We start from the raw sequence: 17,341 nt of genomic DNA on the forward strand, positions 1-17,341 counted from the left end.
GTAAACACAAAGCTATGTGTTAGGAACTAGTTTCTTTCTGCATTCTGTTTTTATATAAACAGAAGATAAATTCTATGCTTCTATGTGTTTGAAATAATTTTTAAGGATAAATCATCAAAAACATAAAGGCAAATAAATTTACTAAAAGCACAACGCCATACACGATATTCGATTTTCCTTTGCTCAAAGAAAGCATTACAATAAAGACAGATAATGCCAAAAGTACAATCGATTTAATATCAAGTCCCAAAACAATAGGCATTCCCATAGTAATACAAACTATTGCAACACTCGGAATCGTTAAACCAATACTGGCTAATGCAGACCCCAGAGCTAAATTCAAACTTGTCTGTAACCTGTTTTTTCTTGCGGCAATGATAGCTGCAATGGCTTCGGGTAATAAAATGATGATGGCGATGATAACCCCAACTAAAGATTTAGGAAGACTGTAACCTATAATAATCTTTTCGATGGTAGGCGAGAGCGTTTTGGCTAATAGAACTACAATTCCTAAACTAACTAATAGAAAAACAAGACTAGTATAAAATGTTTTTTTATTGATTTCTATCGGATGTGTTTTAGACTCGTCTTCATTTGTTCCGTTAGTTAAAAAATACTGTCTGTAACCTTTTGTTTGTGCAAATAAAAAAGAGCCATAAATAACCAGACAGGCGATAGAAGCAAAAATCAATTGTGGAGTAGAATAGTAGGAACCGTGAACACTTTCAGTAAATGTGGGAAAAACTAATGTAAAGACAATAATCGAGATCAATGAAACCAAACCAATGTTTACAGAAGAAGTAGAAAAATTTTGTTCATAATGTTTGATGCTTCCAATAAGAAGACACAATCCGATAATACCATTTAAAATAAGCATGGTGGCGGCATAAACCGTATCTCTGGCTAAAGAAGTGGCTTCTGAACCTTCAGAAAGCATTAAAGAAACAATAATAGAAACCTCGATTACAGTAATCGAAATAGCCAAAATTATTGTTCCGTAAGGTTCTCCAACACGTTCAGCAATAATTTCTGAATGATGAACGGCTGACATTACGCTCAGAATAAGTAAAATACTGGCAGCGATTTGAAAAATACTGCTCTTTTCTATCAGTCCGCTAAATAGAAGAACCCACGATAGTATTGGGATAATGATGGTCCACTGTAATAATTGTTTCATTTTCTATAGTTTTAAAATTATGGTACAATGCCGATAGGGCCAACAGGACCAGCATTTGTCTATCTGTAAGATAAGGCTTTTATGGCTTAAAACGATAAGTAAACTACATTTTTAAGGACTTTTTAAGTTTTGTGAAGGATGTTTTATGAATCTTTATTAAAAAAAATGCTGTGTTTTACGAGTTCCGAATGATTTCCATTCGGTGCGATTTTCCCCATTTGATCATTTCTTCGATTACGGGAGCAAACGATTTACAGTAAGGAGTCGATTCATATTTGACCTGAATTTCAGCATCGCGGTCTTCTGTTCTTTTAATGAGCATGTTCAGTTCCATTTCTTTGAGTTCTCGCGAAAGCATTCTTGTTGTAATTCCTGGAATACTGCGTTCAATTTCTCTAAAGCGATGATTTCCGTTGCAGATTGAATTGATGATAGGCAAACGCCATTTTCCGCCCAAAACATGCAGTGTATCCTGAAGTGCCTGTACTTCTTCTTTTTGGTTTCTTTCCATAATTGTTTATTTTTTTCCGCCACGAATTCACGATTTTTTTTCCAAAGTTTCCCCACGAATTATATAGATTGAATATCAATCTATATAATTCGTGTAATTAATCACATTTTTCGACATAGATTATAAAAATAAATTCGTGAATTCGTGGCTATAAATTTACCTATTATAACAGATCGTATTAATTAGTTTGGTATACTCGATTATACTGGTTACAAAGTTATACCAATTTGAATTTAAATTTGCCAAATAAATTTTAAATAATCAAAAAGATGGAAAATCTAAAAAATAAAACAGCCGTTATAACAGGCGGAAACAGCGGAATAGGTTACGCAACAGCCAAACAATTAAAAGAGCAAGGCGCAAACGTCATTATTACAGGAAGAAGAAAAGAAGCCATAGAAAAAGCAGCTCTAGAACTAGGCGTTACAGCCATCACAGCAGATCAATCTAATATTTCGGATATCGAAAAACTGGCAGCTCAAGTAAAAGCCGATTTCGGTTCGGTTGATATTTTGTTTGTTAATGCTGGAATTGCAGGTTTAGGAACGATCGAACAAACCACAGAAGAATTGTACGACAATATTATGAATGTGAATCTAAAAGGCGCTTTCTTCACTTTAAGCAAATTTATCCCGATTTTGAAAGATGGCGCTTCGGTGGTATTTCTTTCTTCGAATACTGCGAGTATGCCGGGTCCGGGATCTTCGGTTTATTCGGCGAGTAAAACGGCTTTGAATTCGTTTATGAGATCGGCGGCTTTAGAATTAGCGCCAAGAAAGATTCGTGTCAATTCGGTTAGTCCAGGGCCAACTCAAACCGAAGTCATGAACAAAGTAGGCCTAGACGAAACCACAGTAAAAGGTATTATGGATGTCGTAGTAGAAAAAGTCCCGCTAAAACAAATGGGAAAAGCAGAAGATGTCGCAAAAATGGTTTCGCATTTAAGTAGTGAAGCTGCAGTTTTTATGACTGGGGCTGATGTTATTATGGATGGCGGAATGGTTTTAGCTTAAATCAAAATCAGCTCTTAATTAAGTAAAAAGAAAAAGCGATCGGTTAGGTGATCGCTTTTTTGTTTCAAATTAGTTTACTTTGAAAAAAACTTCATTCAGGAATGATAAACTCAATATGCTCCAAAAACTACTCCATTTGAATTTACAGCATTCCTTTATTCCATTTTGTTAATGTACGATAAATAAGATATTACGGATTCAATTTTCTATGAAAAAGATGATAATTATTTTGATTCTAAATAATTTATGCTTTTGAGAGGCCTTTTTCAAAGTTTCAAACTTTGAAAAAGTTTTCACTATAAAAACTCAACAACTTAGTACCTTAGCATCTCAGTACCTTAGAAACTAGAAAACATGACCATTCAGCAGTTAAAATATATAGTCGCTTTAGACGAAGAACGGCATTTTGCAAGAGCCGCCGAAGTTTGTATGGTAACACAGCCCGGACTTACCATTCAGTTAAAAAATCTGGAAGAAGAAATCGGAATTAAGATTTTTGATCGAAATAAAGTGCCGTTGACACCAACCGTTTTAGGAATTGAAATTATCAATAAAGCCAAAAAGATACTTCGTGAAGTTGATGAAATTCGGGATTTTGTGATCAACGAAAAGAATCTGCTGGAAGGAGAGTTGAAACTAGGCATTATTTCCACTTTATCGCCTTATCTGATTCCGCTTTTTATTCAAGCCATGAAAGAAGTGGCCCCAAACGTTCATTTCATCATTAAAGAAGGATATACGGGACATTTAATGCGCGATTTGGAAACTGGGGCAATTGATGTTGCGATTATGGCTACACCAACAGGAAACCCGAATTTAATAGAACATGTGGTTTTTAAAGAACCATTTGTTGCCTATTTAAATCAGACGCATCCAATGGCGAATGATGAATTTTACGAAATGCAGCCCGGCGACAAAACCGAGTTGTTATTATTGCATCAGGAATATTGCTACAACGCTCAATTATTAGACATCTGCGGACTAAAAACGTCGGACAAAATAAAGGAACAATTTACGTACGATATTAATTCGATCGAAACCTTAAAAAATCTAGTTCGCGCCCATTTAGGATTTGCAATTATTCCAAAGCTTTCGACTTTAAACGAATCAGGCGCACTTTTTAAACCTTTTAAAGAACCCGTTCCCGTAAGAGAAATTAGCCTCGTAGTTTCGGATTCTTTCTCTAAGAAATTATTGCTCGAAAAAATGAACGAAGCCATTTGGAACTGCCTTCCCGAGTCACTCAAAAAAGATTTCAATTATAAAAAAATCCGCTGGAACGATTCTCCTTATTTTATTAAAGCGATTAGCAAGCTTTAAAAATTTTCAATACTAAAATTCCAAATTCCAATTGATTTGGGAGAAATTCCAATACAAAAAATTCCAAATTCCAAGCTATACAGTAATTGGAATTTGGAATTTTTGCTCACAGTTTGTCATTTCGACTGAAAGGAGAAATCACACGCGGGATTCCGTAACGTTTGTCGTCAATCTTTGTAGAATTTCTAGTGTGATTTCTCCTTCGTCGAAATTGACAAGAGAACTTGGAATTTGGAATTTTTTATTTGAAATTTATTTTAGTAAAGATGCATTAATAATCACATTTGCTACTTTTTCTGGCTGAGAAATAAATACCACGTGGCTACCTTTAATTTCGGTGATTTTTGTGTTCGAACGTTTGTACATGGCGTGCTGAATACTCGGAACAATACTTTTGTCTTCAGTTGCTACGACTCCGTAAGAAGGTTTAGTTCTCCAAGCCGCTTTAGTAATTGGTGTTAAAAAACCTTTCGCATGAAAAGCACCTTGCGAAGCATACATAAAATCGGCTTGTTCTTTGCTCAAGTCTCCTGCAAAACCAGCGTGAAATTTAGCTTTGTCATAATAAGCAATTCCTTTTTCGTCTGGAGGCAATACACCATTTTCTGGAGCTGGAGGCGCAGTTTGCAACCATTGAACAGAATTTTCGCCATTATCTGGCTGTAAAGCCGCTACGTAAACCAAAGCCGCTACTTTTGGGTGATTTCCAGCTTCTGTAATTACTGTTCCTCCCCAAGAATGTCCAACCAAAATTGTTGGTCCGTCTTGTTTGTCTAAAGCTAAATTTGTAGCTTGAACATCATCTTCCAAAGAACTCAACGGATTCTGAACGATGGTTACATTATAGCCTTTTTTAGTCAAAACTTTGTATAAACCTTGCCATCCAGAACCATCTGCAAAGGCACCGTGAACTAATACGACATTTTTAATTTTAGGACTAGTTTGTGCGTTTACGTTTGTGAATGCTAAACTAAAAATTAGTATTACGAATGCTAAAAAGCTTTTAAATATTGTTTTCATTTTTATAAAATTTTAGATTGTAAATATTTTGTGGAATTTATGAAGTGTCCTTCGACTCCGCTCAGGAGGACAAAGCTTTGCGTAAAGCTTGGAATTTGGAATTTCAAATATTGGTATTTAATTAAGTGTTACTTGTAAAGTAATCTCGGTATTCAGCAATTTAGAAATTGGACAAATTTCTTTTGCTTTTTGAGCGGTTTGCTGAAACTCTTCTGCAGAAATTCCAGGTACTTTTCCAGTTAATTCTAACTGAATTAAAGTAATCGTTCCGTCTTCAAAAGTTACTTTAGCCGTTGTGTCTAAATCTTCTGGAACAAAACCAGCTTCAGATAATAAAAAGCTTAATTGCATGGTAAAACATCCAGAATGTGCCGCTGCGATTAATTCTTCGGGGTTGGTTCCAACACCTTGCTCAAAACGAGTTTTAAACGATAATTGTGCATTATCTAAAGTGGTGCTTTGTGTACTGATGGTTCCTTTTCCTTCCATTCCTGTACCTTTCCAGTTTGCGTTTGCTCTTCTTGTAAATTTCATGATTTCTATTTTTTAAGTTATTTTTTAAGATGTTCAAATCATTTCTTTGATTTTGATGAGACAAAGGTATAGGGAAGGTGTTTATTAATCAAATTAATAATTTTTAGTATTTATAAAAATAATTTATAATTATTGATTTAATTGAGGTTAGAACGCAAAAGACTTTAAATAATAATTTTTCGAAAACTTCCTTATGAAAATGTGTGCCCTAGCCCTGATAGGAGCGGCATCCTTTTTCTTGCTTCTTTAGCAAGGAAAAGATATAGCGGATAGCAGGAAATAGCTTCTAATAAATATTAATGCTTCATTTCTAGTTCACTTTATAGAGAAAGATTAAAATCTTAGTTAGAGAAAAGAACGAGTATTTAGGCACTTATTTGGTTTCAAATTAGAAAATGAAACAAAGTAAGTGACTGATTAATAGTTTTTTTTATTCTGTGAATTTAATTTTATACGAAACAATTTTATAAGACGATCGAGAAAATAAGTTTTCAATGAATAATCTAATTTTTAAATTTATGAGAAATACTTTTCTAATAATTGGAGTTTGTTTGAGTGCAGTTTTGTTCTCGTGCAAAAAAGATAAAGATGCTGAGCAGTCAAGTTCTGAAACTGGAAAGTCTGAAACTGCCGACTCTACATTAATTGCCGATCGTGGCTGGCCTCGAGAAGCTGAAAATAACGGTGCAAAATTGGTTTATTATCAACCTCAGGTAGACGACTGGAAAGATTTTAAAGAACTTACAGCGCGAGTAGCTTTTTCGCTGACTCCAAAAGACGGAAAACAGGTTTTGGGCGTGGCTTCTCTAAAAGCAGAAACATTGGTTGACAAAGACAACCGAAGCGCTTTTATTAAAAATCTTCAGGTAACCGATGTGCGATTTCCTGCTTTGGACGAAAAGAAAGTGCCTGAAATGGAAAAGCTGTTTAAGGAAACGCTTCCTAAGAGTGGAGATCCTATTTCGGTAGATCGTATTTTGGCCGATTTAAGTCATACCAAAAGTCCGCCAAAGGGAATTGCGGCTAAAAACGATCCTCCAACTATTTTTTACAGTACGAATCCGTCGATTTTGCTTATTGTGCAAGGTGAACCGGTTTTGGTGCCTGTCGAAAAAACAGATATTCAATATGTGGTAAATACCAATTGGGATTTGTTTTTTGATAAAACCACAAAAGATTATTATTTATTGGTGGAGAATATCTGGCTGACATCGAAAAATATCGCGGGCAAATGGACCAAAACAACCCAATTGCCTTCGGGTTTACGTCATTTGCCTTCGGGACAGAATTTTGATGATGTTAAGAAAATGATTCCGCCTCCGTCTTCTGGCGGGGCTCCTGAGGTTTTTTACAGCAATAAACCAGCTGAATTGATTGCTATAAACGGAAGTCCGAAGTTTGTTAAAATTCCAGAAACTAAACTGTTATACATTGACAATACCGAGAATGATGTTTTTGCTGACGAAAACAAAGGCCAGTACTATGTATTGTTGTCTGGAAGATGGTTTAAGTCCAAAGAACTAACTGGGCCGTGGAGTTATGCTAGTAATAGTCTTCCTGCTGATTTTGCTAAAATTCCGAAAGATTCTCCGCGTGCCAATGTATTGTCGTCTGTGCCAGGAACGCAGGAAGCCAATGATGCGGTAATGTTATCGCAGGTTCCTACAACCGCTATTTTGAAGAAATCGGATGCTGAGGCAAAAGTAAAAGTATCGTATGATGGCGGAACTCCTCAGTTTAAACCTATTGATGGAACAAAAATGCAATATGCAAGCAATACGCAAGAGAAAATTATAAAAGTAGGCGATTTGTATTATTTGTGTTTTCAAGCGGTTTGGTTTATGTCTACAAGTCCGAATGGGCCTTGGAAAACATGCGATTCTGTTCCGAAAGAAATTTATACCATTCCGCCAAGTTCGCCAGTGTATAATGTTACGTATGTAACGCAAACCACAACCGATACAACGGTTGAAAGCAGTGCAACAGCAGGTTATTTGGGTGCATTTATTATTGGCGCAACATTTGGCGCTATCTTGACTTATGGCACAGGATGGTATTATCCGCCTTATATGTATTACGGCGGACTGTATCCAATTTATCGTCCGTGGCCTTATGCGTATGGAGGAGGAGCGGTTTACAATCCGTGGACGGGAGGTTATGCGGCAGGAAGACGTGTTTACGGACCTTATGGCGCTGCAGGAACTTCGGCTTGGTATAATCCTGCAACGGGAAGATATGGTCGTTCTGCAAGTGTGCAAGGATGGTATGGCGGAAGAACTGCTGCAAGCACTTACAATCCATGGACGGGAAATTATGCAAGAACGAATCAAGGACATAACGCGTATGCGCAATGGGGACATTCGGCTGCTACAAATGGAAATCAATGGGTACAAACGGGACATATTACAACGCGACGCGGAACGGCAATTGGTTATGAAACTTCGAGCGGAAATAAAGGTGTAATTACGCATAGAAGAGGCGGAGGAACAACAATTCACACTAATAATAATGTTTATGCTGGTCACGATGGACATGTTTATAAAAGAGATGCCAACGGAAATTGGAGTCATTATAATAACGGAAACGGTGGCTGGACGCAAGCGGGAACTTTGGGTTCGTCCAAAAAATCGGGCGAAGGAATTCAGAATAGAGCTAACCAAAGGCTTGGCGCAAATGGAACGGGAGAACGAATTCAGCGCGATAATTTGCCAAAATCTGGTCAAAACCTTGGAGGTGAAACTCGAATAGGAATGCAACGCGATAATTTCCCTAAAGCAGATCAAACACTTGGACAACCAAATAAACCGCTTGGCGAGGCAGGTCATCCTGATGTTACACGCGATCTTGACCGCTCCGCTTTTTCAAGAGATCGTGGCGAAATGCAAACTCGAAACTTTCAGAATATTCAAAGAAGCGGTGGCGGATTTAATGGAGGAGGCTTTGGCGGTGGAGGTTTTAGAGGAAGAAGATAAATAAGTGTAAAGGTTAATTAATTCAAAAAAAATCAGGATGGTGTAAAATACTAATCCTGATTTTTTTTTACTCCTTTTTTTTGCCACAAAGGCGCTAGGGCACTAAGTTTTCTTTTTAAAGTTTTGCGAATTTTTATTTTAATCGAAAAGGTTTATTTCACGCAGATTTTAAATAATTTAAGCAGATAAATGTAAATTATTTTCTAAAATATTAAAAATTAAATTTGCTAAAATTTGCTGGATCTGCGTGAAACAAAAATTCTTTTAATCCTTTTAATCTGTGGCAAAAAATAAAGGCAAACTTTGCGACTTTGCGAGATTAAAAAACTTAGCGAACCTTGCGTAAAACCTTTGCGAGCTTTGCGGTTAAACTCTCAAACATTTCACATCTCGCAAATCACAACTTACAGCCTGTCCATTTCACCTTGAAGTTTGTCCGTTTCACCTATTTTCTGATTTCGTAAGAAGGGTTATCGAAATACTTTTGACGAAGAAATTAACAAAAAACAACTATTTAAAACTAAAAGCTATGGAAACGAAAAAAGAAAAAACATGGATTATAATCGCAATTATCGTTTTGGGAATCATTGCCTTTTTGGTTCCAAATCAGATTGCGGCACAGACAGGCATTAAACGCATCGATTTGCAAAAACACGACTTAAGTGTTCCGGGGCGCGAAATGGTTCAGGCGAGAATCGATTTTGACGGGCATTCGGCTTTCGGAAAACACTATCATCACGGTGAAGAAATTATTTATGTCGTGGAAGGTTCGCTAGAATATCAAATTGAAGGCAAAGAACCGGTAACCTTAAAAGCGGGAGAAGTGCTTTTTATTCCGGCTGGCGTGGTGCACTCGGCTAAAAATAATACGAATGCTAAGGCTTCGGAACTGGCAACTTATATCGTAGAAAAGGGAAAACCAATACTTGTAATGAAAAACTAAATTTTATTTAACCGCAAAGCACGCAAGTTTTTTTTTCTTAGTTGCTGTTGAAAAACGCAAAGTTCGCAAAGCTTTGTGTTGATTAGGTTAGCCACAGATTAAAATGATTTCCACAGATTTTAATCTTTTTAATCCTTTAATCTGTGACTAAAAATAACTAAGCGCAAAACGTTGTGAAAAAAACTGGCGAACATTTCGTAAATCTTAGCGCCCCTTGCGGTTAAACAACATCTCACATCTTAAAAAAAACAATTATGAAAACACTATCCAATATTCTAATCACTATTCTTTTTATGAATGCAGCTTTCACTCAAGCACAGACTTCACAGAAAAAAACAATTGAAGTAAACAGTTCTTTAGGAACATTAAAACAAATCAATGCCGGATTGTTAAACGTGGGTTGTACCGAAGCAGGTCCGTCAAACGGAACGCCAGTAATCTTACTTCACGGCTGGCCGTACGATATTCATAGTTATAACGAAGTCGTTCCTGTTTTAGTGGCAAAAGGATACCACGTTTTTACTCCGTATTTAAGAGGATTTGGAACTACAACTTTCCTTTCCCAAGATACTTTCAGAAACGGTCAGCAGGCAGCTTTAGCAAGTGATATTATCGCTTTTATGGATGCATTGAAAATAGATAAAGCTGTAATTGGCGGTTTCGATTGGGGAGCAAGAACAGCAGTTGTAATGTCAGCACTTTGGCCAGAACGCGTAAAAGGATTAGTTTCTGTAAGTGGTTATTTGATAGTGAATTTAGAAGCAAATTTAAAACCGCTTCCTCCAACAGCCGAATTAGGATGGTGGTATCAATATTATTTCGCAACCGAAAGAGGAAAACAAGGTTACACACAAAACACGTATGATTTCAATAAACTGATCTGGAAAATCGCTTCTCCGTTATGGAACTTCGACAAAGCAACCTACGATCAGACAGCTCAGTCTTTTGATAATTCAGATCACGTAGCAATTGTGATTCATAATTACAGATGGAGACAATCTCTAGAAGCGGGAGAATCTAAATATGATGCTTTAGAAAAACGTTTGGCAGCAAAACCAGAAATTAAAGTTCCGACTATTACAATAGGAAGTGATTTTGATGGCGCTTTCGCGGATGGGAAAGCCTATGCGAGCAAATTCACGGGAAAATACGAACACAGAATTTTAAAAGGAATCGGACACAACGTTCCGCAAGAAGATCCAAAGGCGTTTGCACAAGCGATAATTGACGTTTCTAAATAAATTCCAAAATTCAATGGCAATTACAATTACAATGTCAATGTCAAAAATCAATAACAATATCAATAACAATATCAATATCAATAACAATATCAATAACAATATCAATAACAATATCAATAACAATAACAATAACAATAACAATATCAATAACAATATCAATATCAATATCAATATCAATATCAATATCAATATCAATTTAAAATAATTTAAAATCAACAATTTAAAATTTGAAAACATGAGCACAAAAGTTTTATACACAGGAAAAACACATACAACAGGCGGTAGAGAAGGAGTTTCTCATAGTTCGGATGAACAATTGAATATCAAATTAAGCACACCGGGATCTTCACGTCCGGGGACAAATCCGGAGCAGTTGTTTGCTTCGGGATGGTCGGCTTGTTTTATTGGAGCGTTGGGAATTGCAGCTTCGAAATTAGGAGTAAGACTTCCAGCTGAGACCGCCGTTGATGCCGAAGTAGATTTGTGTATCGAAGAGGACGAATATTTTCTTCAGGCGAGATTGAATATCAGTCTTCCGGGTTTGGATTTGGAAACAGCCGAAAAATTAGCGTCTCAGGCGCATCAGACTTGTCCGTATTCTAAAGCGACAAGAGGAAATATAAACGTTGAGATTAATATTCTTTAAGAAAGGTTAAGAGTAATAAGTTATAAGTTAGGAGTTGATGCCAAAATTAACTCTCAACAAACCCGACAGGTTTTTAAAACCTGTCGGTTTAACAAATAGAAATTATGAAAAAGATAAAGTTATTAACAGGCTTTTTAATGTTGTTTCTTTTGATTGGAAATGGTGTTTTCAGTCAGAACGTAGATAAAAAAGGCTTTGCGCTTTTGGAGTTGTATACTTCGGAAGGCTGTTCGAGTTGTCCGCCTGCAGACGAATTATTGGGCAAAATTCAGAATGAGTACCGTGATAAAAATGTTTTTGTTTTGGCTTATCATGTGGATTATTGGGATAAACAGGGCTGGAAAGATATTTTCAGCAATGCCGATTATACCAAAAGACAATACGATTACGCTCAATTTATGGGAAAAGAACCTATTTATACGCCTCAGGTGATTATTAACGGAAAAACAGATTTTATTGGTTCTCAGGAAACAAGTCTCAGAAATGGAATTAAATCGGCACTTTCGAAACCTGCTTTGGCTAATTTAAGCTTAGAAACTGCTAAAAACTCAAATATACTTTCAGTGCAGTATAATGTGGAAAGCACTTCAAAAAATAGCCGTTTATTACTTGCTGTTGTTCAGAAAGAAGCTAAAAGCAATGTAAAAAGAGGCGAAAATGCGAATCGGGTTTTATTGCATTATCAGATTGTACGTCAGTTGCAGACTGTAAATTTGAGTAAAGGTAAGAAAGGAACGGCGACAATTTCTCTTCCCAAAAATTATAATTCACAAGGTTTTGAAGTGATTGGCTTTGTTCAGGATGCTGATTCTGGTGTTGTTTTGGGAGTTAAACGAGTTTGATTTTTTTGTTTCACGCAGATTTTATAGGATTTTAGCTGATTTTGCAGATTTTTTTTAATCTCGCAATCCCGATAGCTATCGGGAGCAGAGACGCACAGTTTTTATTCTCATTTTTTGTCATTTCGACTGAAAGGAGAAATCACACTCGGGATTCGACAAAGATTGGCGACATGCTTTGCGGAGTTTCTAGTGAAGATTTGCTTCGCCAGTTCGCTATCGCTCGGGTCTCCTTCGTCGAAATGACAAACTGTGCGGGTACTTGAACAAAAAAATCTGCGCGCATCTGCTGAAATACTATAATCCAGATAACTATCGGGAGTGTGACATCTTTTTTTATAAAACTGTACTATATAAAAAGTATACTCCCGCAGATTTTGGAGATTTAGCAGATAAAAAAAATCTCCTAGATCTGCGAAATCTGCGAGAGAAATTTAAAAGGCTATGTTTATTAAATTAAGTGAAACGCCTTTAAGCGCAAATTGAAATCCTATGTTTCTATGTGTTTAAAAAAAATGAAAATAAACCTATCTTTGACTATTAAACTACAACTATGGAAAAACCAAAACGTTTTCAGGTTTCGCTCAAAGTGATTTGGGGAAGTTCGATTGCTCTGGCGATTCTGGCTTCGATTCCTAAATTATTTGATGCCGGATCAACACCTGGAGATATTGTGATAAACTCTTCAATTACACTGTTGTTTTCCCTTTTTATATGGTATTACAACATTTACAGTTTACCCAAATTTTCTTCAAACCGAACTACTAAAAGTCTTTTCAACTGGAAACTTTTACTGAGTGTTGTTTTAGGGATTTTGTTAATGGTAATTCTGGTAATCGCGCATCAGGAATTGTTTCAGGTTTCTAAAATGGATGCGCCGATTATGTTCGAACTCCGCGGGGTTTTGATTAATCTGATTGTGTATATGTTTCTGCATCTGCTTTTTCAAAACTATCAAACCCAACAAATGGGAGTCGAACTGGAACGCACAAAAGCCGTAAATCTTGGTGCTCAGTACGAATTACTGAAACAGCAAATCAATCCACATTTTCTTTTTAATAGTTTGAATACTTTGAAATCGATGGTGGATATGAACGACGAAAATAGTTCTGATTTTATTCTGAAATTATCTGATTTTTACCGTTTTACATTAGAAAGCCGAAAATTAGATCTGATTTCGCTTCGAGAAGAAATTCAGATTCTCGATTCGTATGTTTATTTGTTGAAAGCCCGTTTTGAGGATGGTTTTGTTTTGGAGAATGAAATCGACGAAAAACAGTACGAATCGGTTATTCCGCCTTTTGCTTTACAGTTGTTGATTGAAAACTGCATCAAACACAATGTCGTTTCCTTAGACAAACCTTTAAAAATTAGACTTTACAGCGAAGATGATTTTTTGGTAATCGAAAACCCGATTCAGTTGAAGAGAGGTGCTATAGTTTCTACTGGCGTTGGATTGGATAATATCAACCAGCGTTTTATGCATTTGGTGCACAAAGAAATCGAAATTGATAAAAATGAATCCACTTTTAAAGTAAAAATACCACTCATTTATGACCATCGTAATAATTGAAGATGAAGTAAAAACGGCCAAAGCCCTTGGCCAGCTTATTCTGAGCATCAGACCCGATGTTCAGATTTTGTCTTATATACAAAGTATTGACGGCGCTGTGAGTTATCTTTTAGAAAACGATCAGCCCGATTTGATTTTTATGGATATACAGCTCGCAGACGGCCAATGTTTTGAGATTTTTAAAAATGTTGAGGTTTTGTCGCCTGTTATTTTCTGCACTGCTTTTGACGATTATGCGATTGAAGCCTTTAAGTCAAACGGAATTGATTATGTTTTAAAACCGTTTTCCAGAGAAAGCATTTCGCAAGCCTTAAAGAAAGCCGGCGAACTGAAAAATTTCTTTCAAAGAAATAAAAAAGCAATGCCCGATTTTGATTATTTGCTGACGCGAAATGGCGAAAATAAAGGGAAAAGTAGTTTTTTGGTTTTCAAAAACAATAAATATCAAACGGTTTTAACGGAGAATATTGCGTTTTTTTATATCAAAAATGAAACGCCTACAATTATGACTTTAGATAAAAATGAATATCCCTTAACGCAGTCTTTGGATGATATTCATAAACTTTTATCACCAATTCAGTTTTTTAGGGTCAACAGACAATATTTGGTTAATTTTTCGGCTATTAGGGAAGCAGAACATTATTTCTCGAGAAAGATATTGGTAAAATTAAGTGTTCCAACAGAAGAAAAAATATTGGTTGGAAAAGAAAAAGCAACCGCTTTTTTGAGTTGGCTGGAAAATAGGTAGTAGAAAATAGAAAATAGAAAATAGAAAATAGAGAATAGAGAATAGAGAATAGAGAATAGAGAATAGAGAATAGAGAATAGAGAATAGAGAATAGAGAATAGAGAATGGAGAATGGAGAATGGAGAATAGAGAATGTATAGCCAATTAATTTATTTGCTGATTATAAATTAATTGGCTTTGATTTTATAATTCTGGAAACATAAAACAGCTGATAAAAAACAAAGCTGATAAAATGAAACAGATAATGAGAATGACTTTTTTCATTGGAGATAATTAAAGTGAAATAAATTTTTAAGAGAGCTTTCTCAAAAGGAAAGTTCTTTTTTTATAAGCTTAGGAGAAGCGAAATATTTATAGTAAAGAATAAACATTTACAATATAAAGCTCCGGAGGAGTGACATATTTTTCAAAATCTGTATGTCGCTTCACTGGAGCTTTTTGTATTTGTTTTTATTGCAGTTTTATAAATATTTTACTCAGCTGGAGTGTAAGTAGCCGTATATAATTTTCTATACATAGCATAAGTAACACTAACCATTACAAAAGCTACAATGGCATCGGTTGCTGCGCCAAATCCTAAAACGGCTATTTTAGAAAAGAAAGCAAAAATGATATCGAAAAATACGCCTGCGAAAACCCATTCTTTCAATCGTAATAATTTATTCGGAATTAATAGGGTAATAACTCCCGCTACTTTAAAAACGCCTAAGATGTAGATAAAATGTGCTGGATAACCTAATTGTTGCGTAATTCCCCAAACCAATGGGTTATTTGTTAGTTCAAAGAAACCGCTGGCACCAAACCATAAAGAAGTTAATACTGCGCCTGTCCAATAGATAATTTTTGTTGTTTTTAAGTTCATGATTTTGATATTTAAAGTTATTTAACGGTACAAATGTGCGTTGAAAGCCTTAAAAACGAAATCGAAAATATGTTGAAGCGGACAAACTTCGGGGTGAAATGGACGGGATGTTGGGTGGTGTTTTTTAACCGCAAAGAGCTCAAGGATCTTTTTTAAATAAATGTTTGGAGATTTTAAGCTCGCAAAGCTTTATGTGTAATTAATCTCGCAAAGTCGCAGAGTCGCAGAGTTTTATTTCACGCAGATTTAAAATGATTTAAGCAGATTTTGCAGATTTTTTTTAATAATAAAAATAAAATCTGCAAAATCTGCGTGAAACAAAATCCTTTTAATCCTAATAATCTGTGGCTTTTAAAAAAAAACTCTGTGACTCTACCAGATTAAAAAAGTCTGAGGACAAAGCTTTAAGTCTAGTGAGAACTTTGCGAACTTAAAATCTCCAACATTTACATAAAAAATAAACTTAGCGCATTTTGCGGTAAAAAAATCTAAGCAGACATTTCAGCAATTAAAGCCTGCATCAATTCCTGTGCTTTATGATATTTTAAGGTACTAGTATTTTGTCCGGACCAAAAACTTACCATATCGGTTCTTCCTTGTGCGAGTGCAGCCACTTTTAAAGGTGCAATTAATTTGGTTTGAAGGGGAAATGGCAATACTTCGGTTTCAAAAGGGACAGCGTCGGAAATGGTATTACTGATCATTCTGCCCATTCTTCCTGTCAATGATTTCGAAACTGTTGTAGGTACATTTGGATTAGCAAACAGCATTTCTTTATGAATGGGTGCGGCACCAGATTCGTCGGTAACCATAAAAGCGGTTCCTAGCTGAACGGCATCGGCTCCTAAGGTCATGGCGGCTTTTATCCCTTTTGCATCAATAATTCCGCCTGCCGCAATAATTGGCGTTTTGGTTTTGGCTTTTAATTGCTGCACAAGCGTAAATAATCCTGTAAAAGAATCCTGAGCGGGTTTTAAGAACGATGGTCTATGACCTCCGGCTTCAAATCCTGCGGCGATAATAGCATCAACTTGAGCATCTTCAAGAGCAAGTGCTTCTTCTAAAGTGGTTGCGGCTCCAATAGTTTTTATTCCAAGTTTTTGGCTTTCTTGAAGTATTTCTTTTGAAGGAATTCCAAAAATGAAACTAAAAACGGCTGGTTTAAGTTCGAATAAAACTTCAACTTGTTTTTCAAATTTAGAAGGAATATCAGAAGAAAGATCAGGAAGCGGAATTCCCAGTTCGTCAAAATAAGGTTTGAAAAGCAGTTTGATTTTTTCTAGTTTTTCAGGAGAATAATCAACGAGACTTTTATCTACATCATTTACCCATAAATTGATGTTATACGGTTTGGATGTGGCTTTTTTGATTTCTTTTCCAGCTTCGCGAATTTCGTCTGGAGTTAAGGTATAAGCACCGTAACTGCCCAATCCTCCCGAATTGCTTACAGAAGCCAAAAGAGCGGCAGTTGAAAAACCACCGCCCATTGGACCTTGTAAAATTGGATACTCAATGCCTAGTAACTGTGTTATTTTGGTTGAATTCCACATTGTATTTTAATTTACTTTAGTTGCTAATTTATTACTGATAACCCATTTGCCATCAACAACAATAAGGCTTAACAAATCATAGTAGTCAAATTCAAATATCGGAACCTGAACTTTTGCTACAGCCGTATTATTGATAATTTCTAAAGATAAAATTTTCATTTTAAATTCTTCTCCAAGTTCTTTTGGACTTTTACGATTTTTTACTCCTTCCAGATATTGGTTTACCGTTTTAAAATGGGTTTCGCCATTTAGATCGAAACCAATAATTGCCTGCGGATGAAAAACACTTTGCAGTAAAGGAACATCTCCGTTGTAAATTCCGTTAAAGTAATTCATGAGTACAGCTGTAATCAGTGCTGCATTTGTACCGAAACTTTCCATGATTTAATTTC

The 17,341-nt window shown here is 35.9% G+C and carries 17 protein-coding genes; 10 read left to right on the top strand and 7 right to left on the bottom strand.

From position 1 onward, the window contains the following. Positions 1 to 100 precede the first annotated feature (100 nt). Positions 101 to 1,177 (bottom strand): calcium:cation antiporter, encoded by a 1,077-nt coding sequence (locus BM289_RS15490; protein ID WP_091495147.1) that lies wholly within the window; start codon positions 1,175 to 1,177, stop codon positions 101 to 103. Positions 1,178 to 1,352: 175 nt separating this feature from the next. Next, positions 1,353 to 1,688, bottom strand: a complete 336-nt coding sequence (locus tag BM289_RS15495) for a winged helix-turn-helix transcriptional regulator (RefSeq protein WP_091495149.1) — start codon at positions 1,686 to 1,688, stop codon at positions 1,353 to 1,355. Positions 1,689 to 1,957: 269 nt separating this feature from the next. Here BM289_RS15495 and BM289_RS15500 point away from each other — a divergent pair, with 269 nt between their 5' ends. Both BM289_RS15500 and BM289_RS15505 read left to right on the top strand, forming a co-directional pair. Then, positions 1,958 to 2,701, top strand: coding sequence for an SDR family oxidoreductase (locus tag BM289_RS15500; RefSeq protein ID WP_091495151.1), 744 nt, complete (start codon positions 1,958 to 1,960; stop codon positions 2,699 to 2,701). Positions 2,702 to 3,055: 354 nt separating this feature from the next. Beyond that, a complete protein-coding gene (locus BM289_RS15505) occupies positions 3,056 to 4,021 on the top strand; it encodes a hydrogen peroxide-inducible genes activator (RefSeq protein WP_091495153.1) in 966 nt (321 codons plus the stop codon). 252 nt (positions 4,022 to 4,273) lie between these two features. Here the strand turns inward: BM289_RS15505 and BM289_RS15510 are convergent, their stop codons facing one another. Both BM289_RS15510 and BM289_RS15515 read right to left on the bottom strand, forming a co-directional pair. Next, a complete protein-coding gene (locus BM289_RS15510) occupies positions 4,274 to 5,041 on the bottom strand; it encodes an alpha/beta hydrolase (RefSeq protein WP_091495155.1) in 768 nt (255 codons plus the stop codon). 117 nt (positions 5,042 to 5,158) lie between these two features. Further along, complete coding sequence (locus BM289_RS15515) at positions 5,159 to 5,575, bottom strand: OsmC family protein (RefSeq protein ID WP_091495157.1); 417 nt, start codon at positions 5,573 to 5,575, stop codon at positions 5,159 to 5,161. Between the two features lie 518 nt (positions 5,576 to 6,093). On the opposite strand from BM289_RS15515, the gene BM289_RS15520 reads away from it, so the two are divergent. The 8 genes from BM289_RS15520 (at position 6,094) to BM289_RS15555 (ending at position 14,537) form a co-directional block, all read left to right on the top strand. After that, positions 6,094 to 8,547 (top strand): hypothetical protein, encoded by a 2,454-nt coding sequence (locus BM289_RS15520; RefSeq protein ID WP_244165386.1) that lies wholly within the window; start codon positions 6,094 to 6,096, stop codon positions 8,545 to 8,547. Between the two features lie 529 nt (positions 8,548 to 9,076). Then, positions 9,077 to 9,490 (top strand): cupin domain-containing protein, encoded by a 414-nt coding sequence (locus tag BM289_RS15525; protein WP_091495407.1) that lies wholly within the window; start codon positions 9,077 to 9,079, stop codon positions 9,488 to 9,490. 254 nt (positions 9,491 to 9,744) lie between these two features. Further along, on the top strand, positions 9,745 to 10,731 hold the full coding sequence (locus BM289_RS15530; protein ID WP_091495161.1) for an alpha/beta fold hydrolase: 987 nt from the start codon (positions 9,745 to 9,747) through the stop codon (positions 10,729 to 10,731). Positions 10,732 to 10,744: 13 nt separating this feature from the next. Then, on the top strand, positions 10,745 to 10,936 hold the full coding sequence (locus BM289_RS15535; protein ID WP_143102090.1) for a hypothetical protein: 192 nt from the start codon (positions 10,745 to 10,747) through the stop codon (positions 10,934 to 10,936). A gap of 30 nt (positions 10,937 to 10,966) precedes the next feature. Beyond that, positions 10,967 to 11,377: an organic hydroperoxide resistance protein gene (locus BM289_RS15540; RefSeq protein WP_091495165.1), complete on the top strand. Its 411-nt coding sequence runs from the start codon at positions 10,967 to 10,969 to the stop codon at positions 11,375 to 11,377. Between the two features lie 104 nt (positions 11,378 to 11,481). Further along, positions 11,482 to 12,219 carry a DUF1223 domain-containing protein gene (locus tag BM289_RS15545; protein WP_091495167.1) on the top strand — a complete coding sequence of 246 codons (738 nt, stop codon included), beginning with the start codon at positions 11,482 to 11,484 and terminating at the stop codon, positions 12,217 to 12,219. Positions 12,220 to 12,769: 550 nt separating this feature from the next. Then, positions 12,770 to 13,789 carry a sensor histidine kinase gene (locus BM289_RS15550; RefSeq protein ID WP_091495169.1) on the top strand — a complete coding sequence of 340 codons (1,020 nt, stop codon included), beginning with the start codon at positions 12,770 to 12,772 and terminating at the stop codon, positions 13,787 to 13,789. Then, entirely contained in the window at positions 13,770 to 14,537 is a 768-nt protein-coding gene (locus BM289_RS15555; protein ID WP_091495171.1) for a LytR/AlgR family response regulator transcription factor, read from the top strand. Before BM289_RS15550 ends, BM289_RS15555 begins: the two co-directional genes overlap by 20 nt. 472 nt (positions 14,538 to 15,009) lie before the next feature. Here the strand turns inward: BM289_RS15555 and BM289_RS15560 are convergent, their stop codons facing one another. From BM289_RS15560 to BM289_RS15570, 3 genes are all read right to left on the bottom strand, one after another. Continuing rightward, a complete protein-coding gene (locus BM289_RS15560) occupies positions 15,010 to 15,399 on the bottom strand; it encodes a DoxX family protein (RefSeq protein WP_091495173.1) in 390 nt (129 codons plus the stop codon). A 488-nt stretch (positions 15,400 to 15,887) separates the two neighbouring features. Then, on the bottom strand, positions 15,888 to 16,949 hold the full coding sequence (locus tag BM289_RS15565; protein ID WP_091495175.1) for an NAD(P)H-dependent flavin oxidoreductase: 1,062 nt from the start codon (positions 16,947 to 16,949) through the stop codon (positions 15,888 to 15,890). Positions 16,950 to 16,955: 6 nt separating this feature from the next. Continuing rightward, positions 16,956 to 17,330, bottom strand: a complete 375-nt coding sequence (locus tag BM289_RS15570; RefSeq protein WP_091495177.1) for a nuclear transport factor 2 family protein — start codon at positions 17,328 to 17,330, stop codon at positions 16,956 to 16,958. Positions 17,331 to 17,341 lie beyond the last annotated feature (11 nt).

The sequence above is a fragment of the Flavobacterium phragmitis genome (assembly GCF_900112575.1).
GTDB classification, from domain to species: domain Bacteria; phylum Bacteroidota; class Bacteroidia; order Flavobacteriales; family Flavobacteriaceae; genus Flavobacterium; species Flavobacterium phragmitis.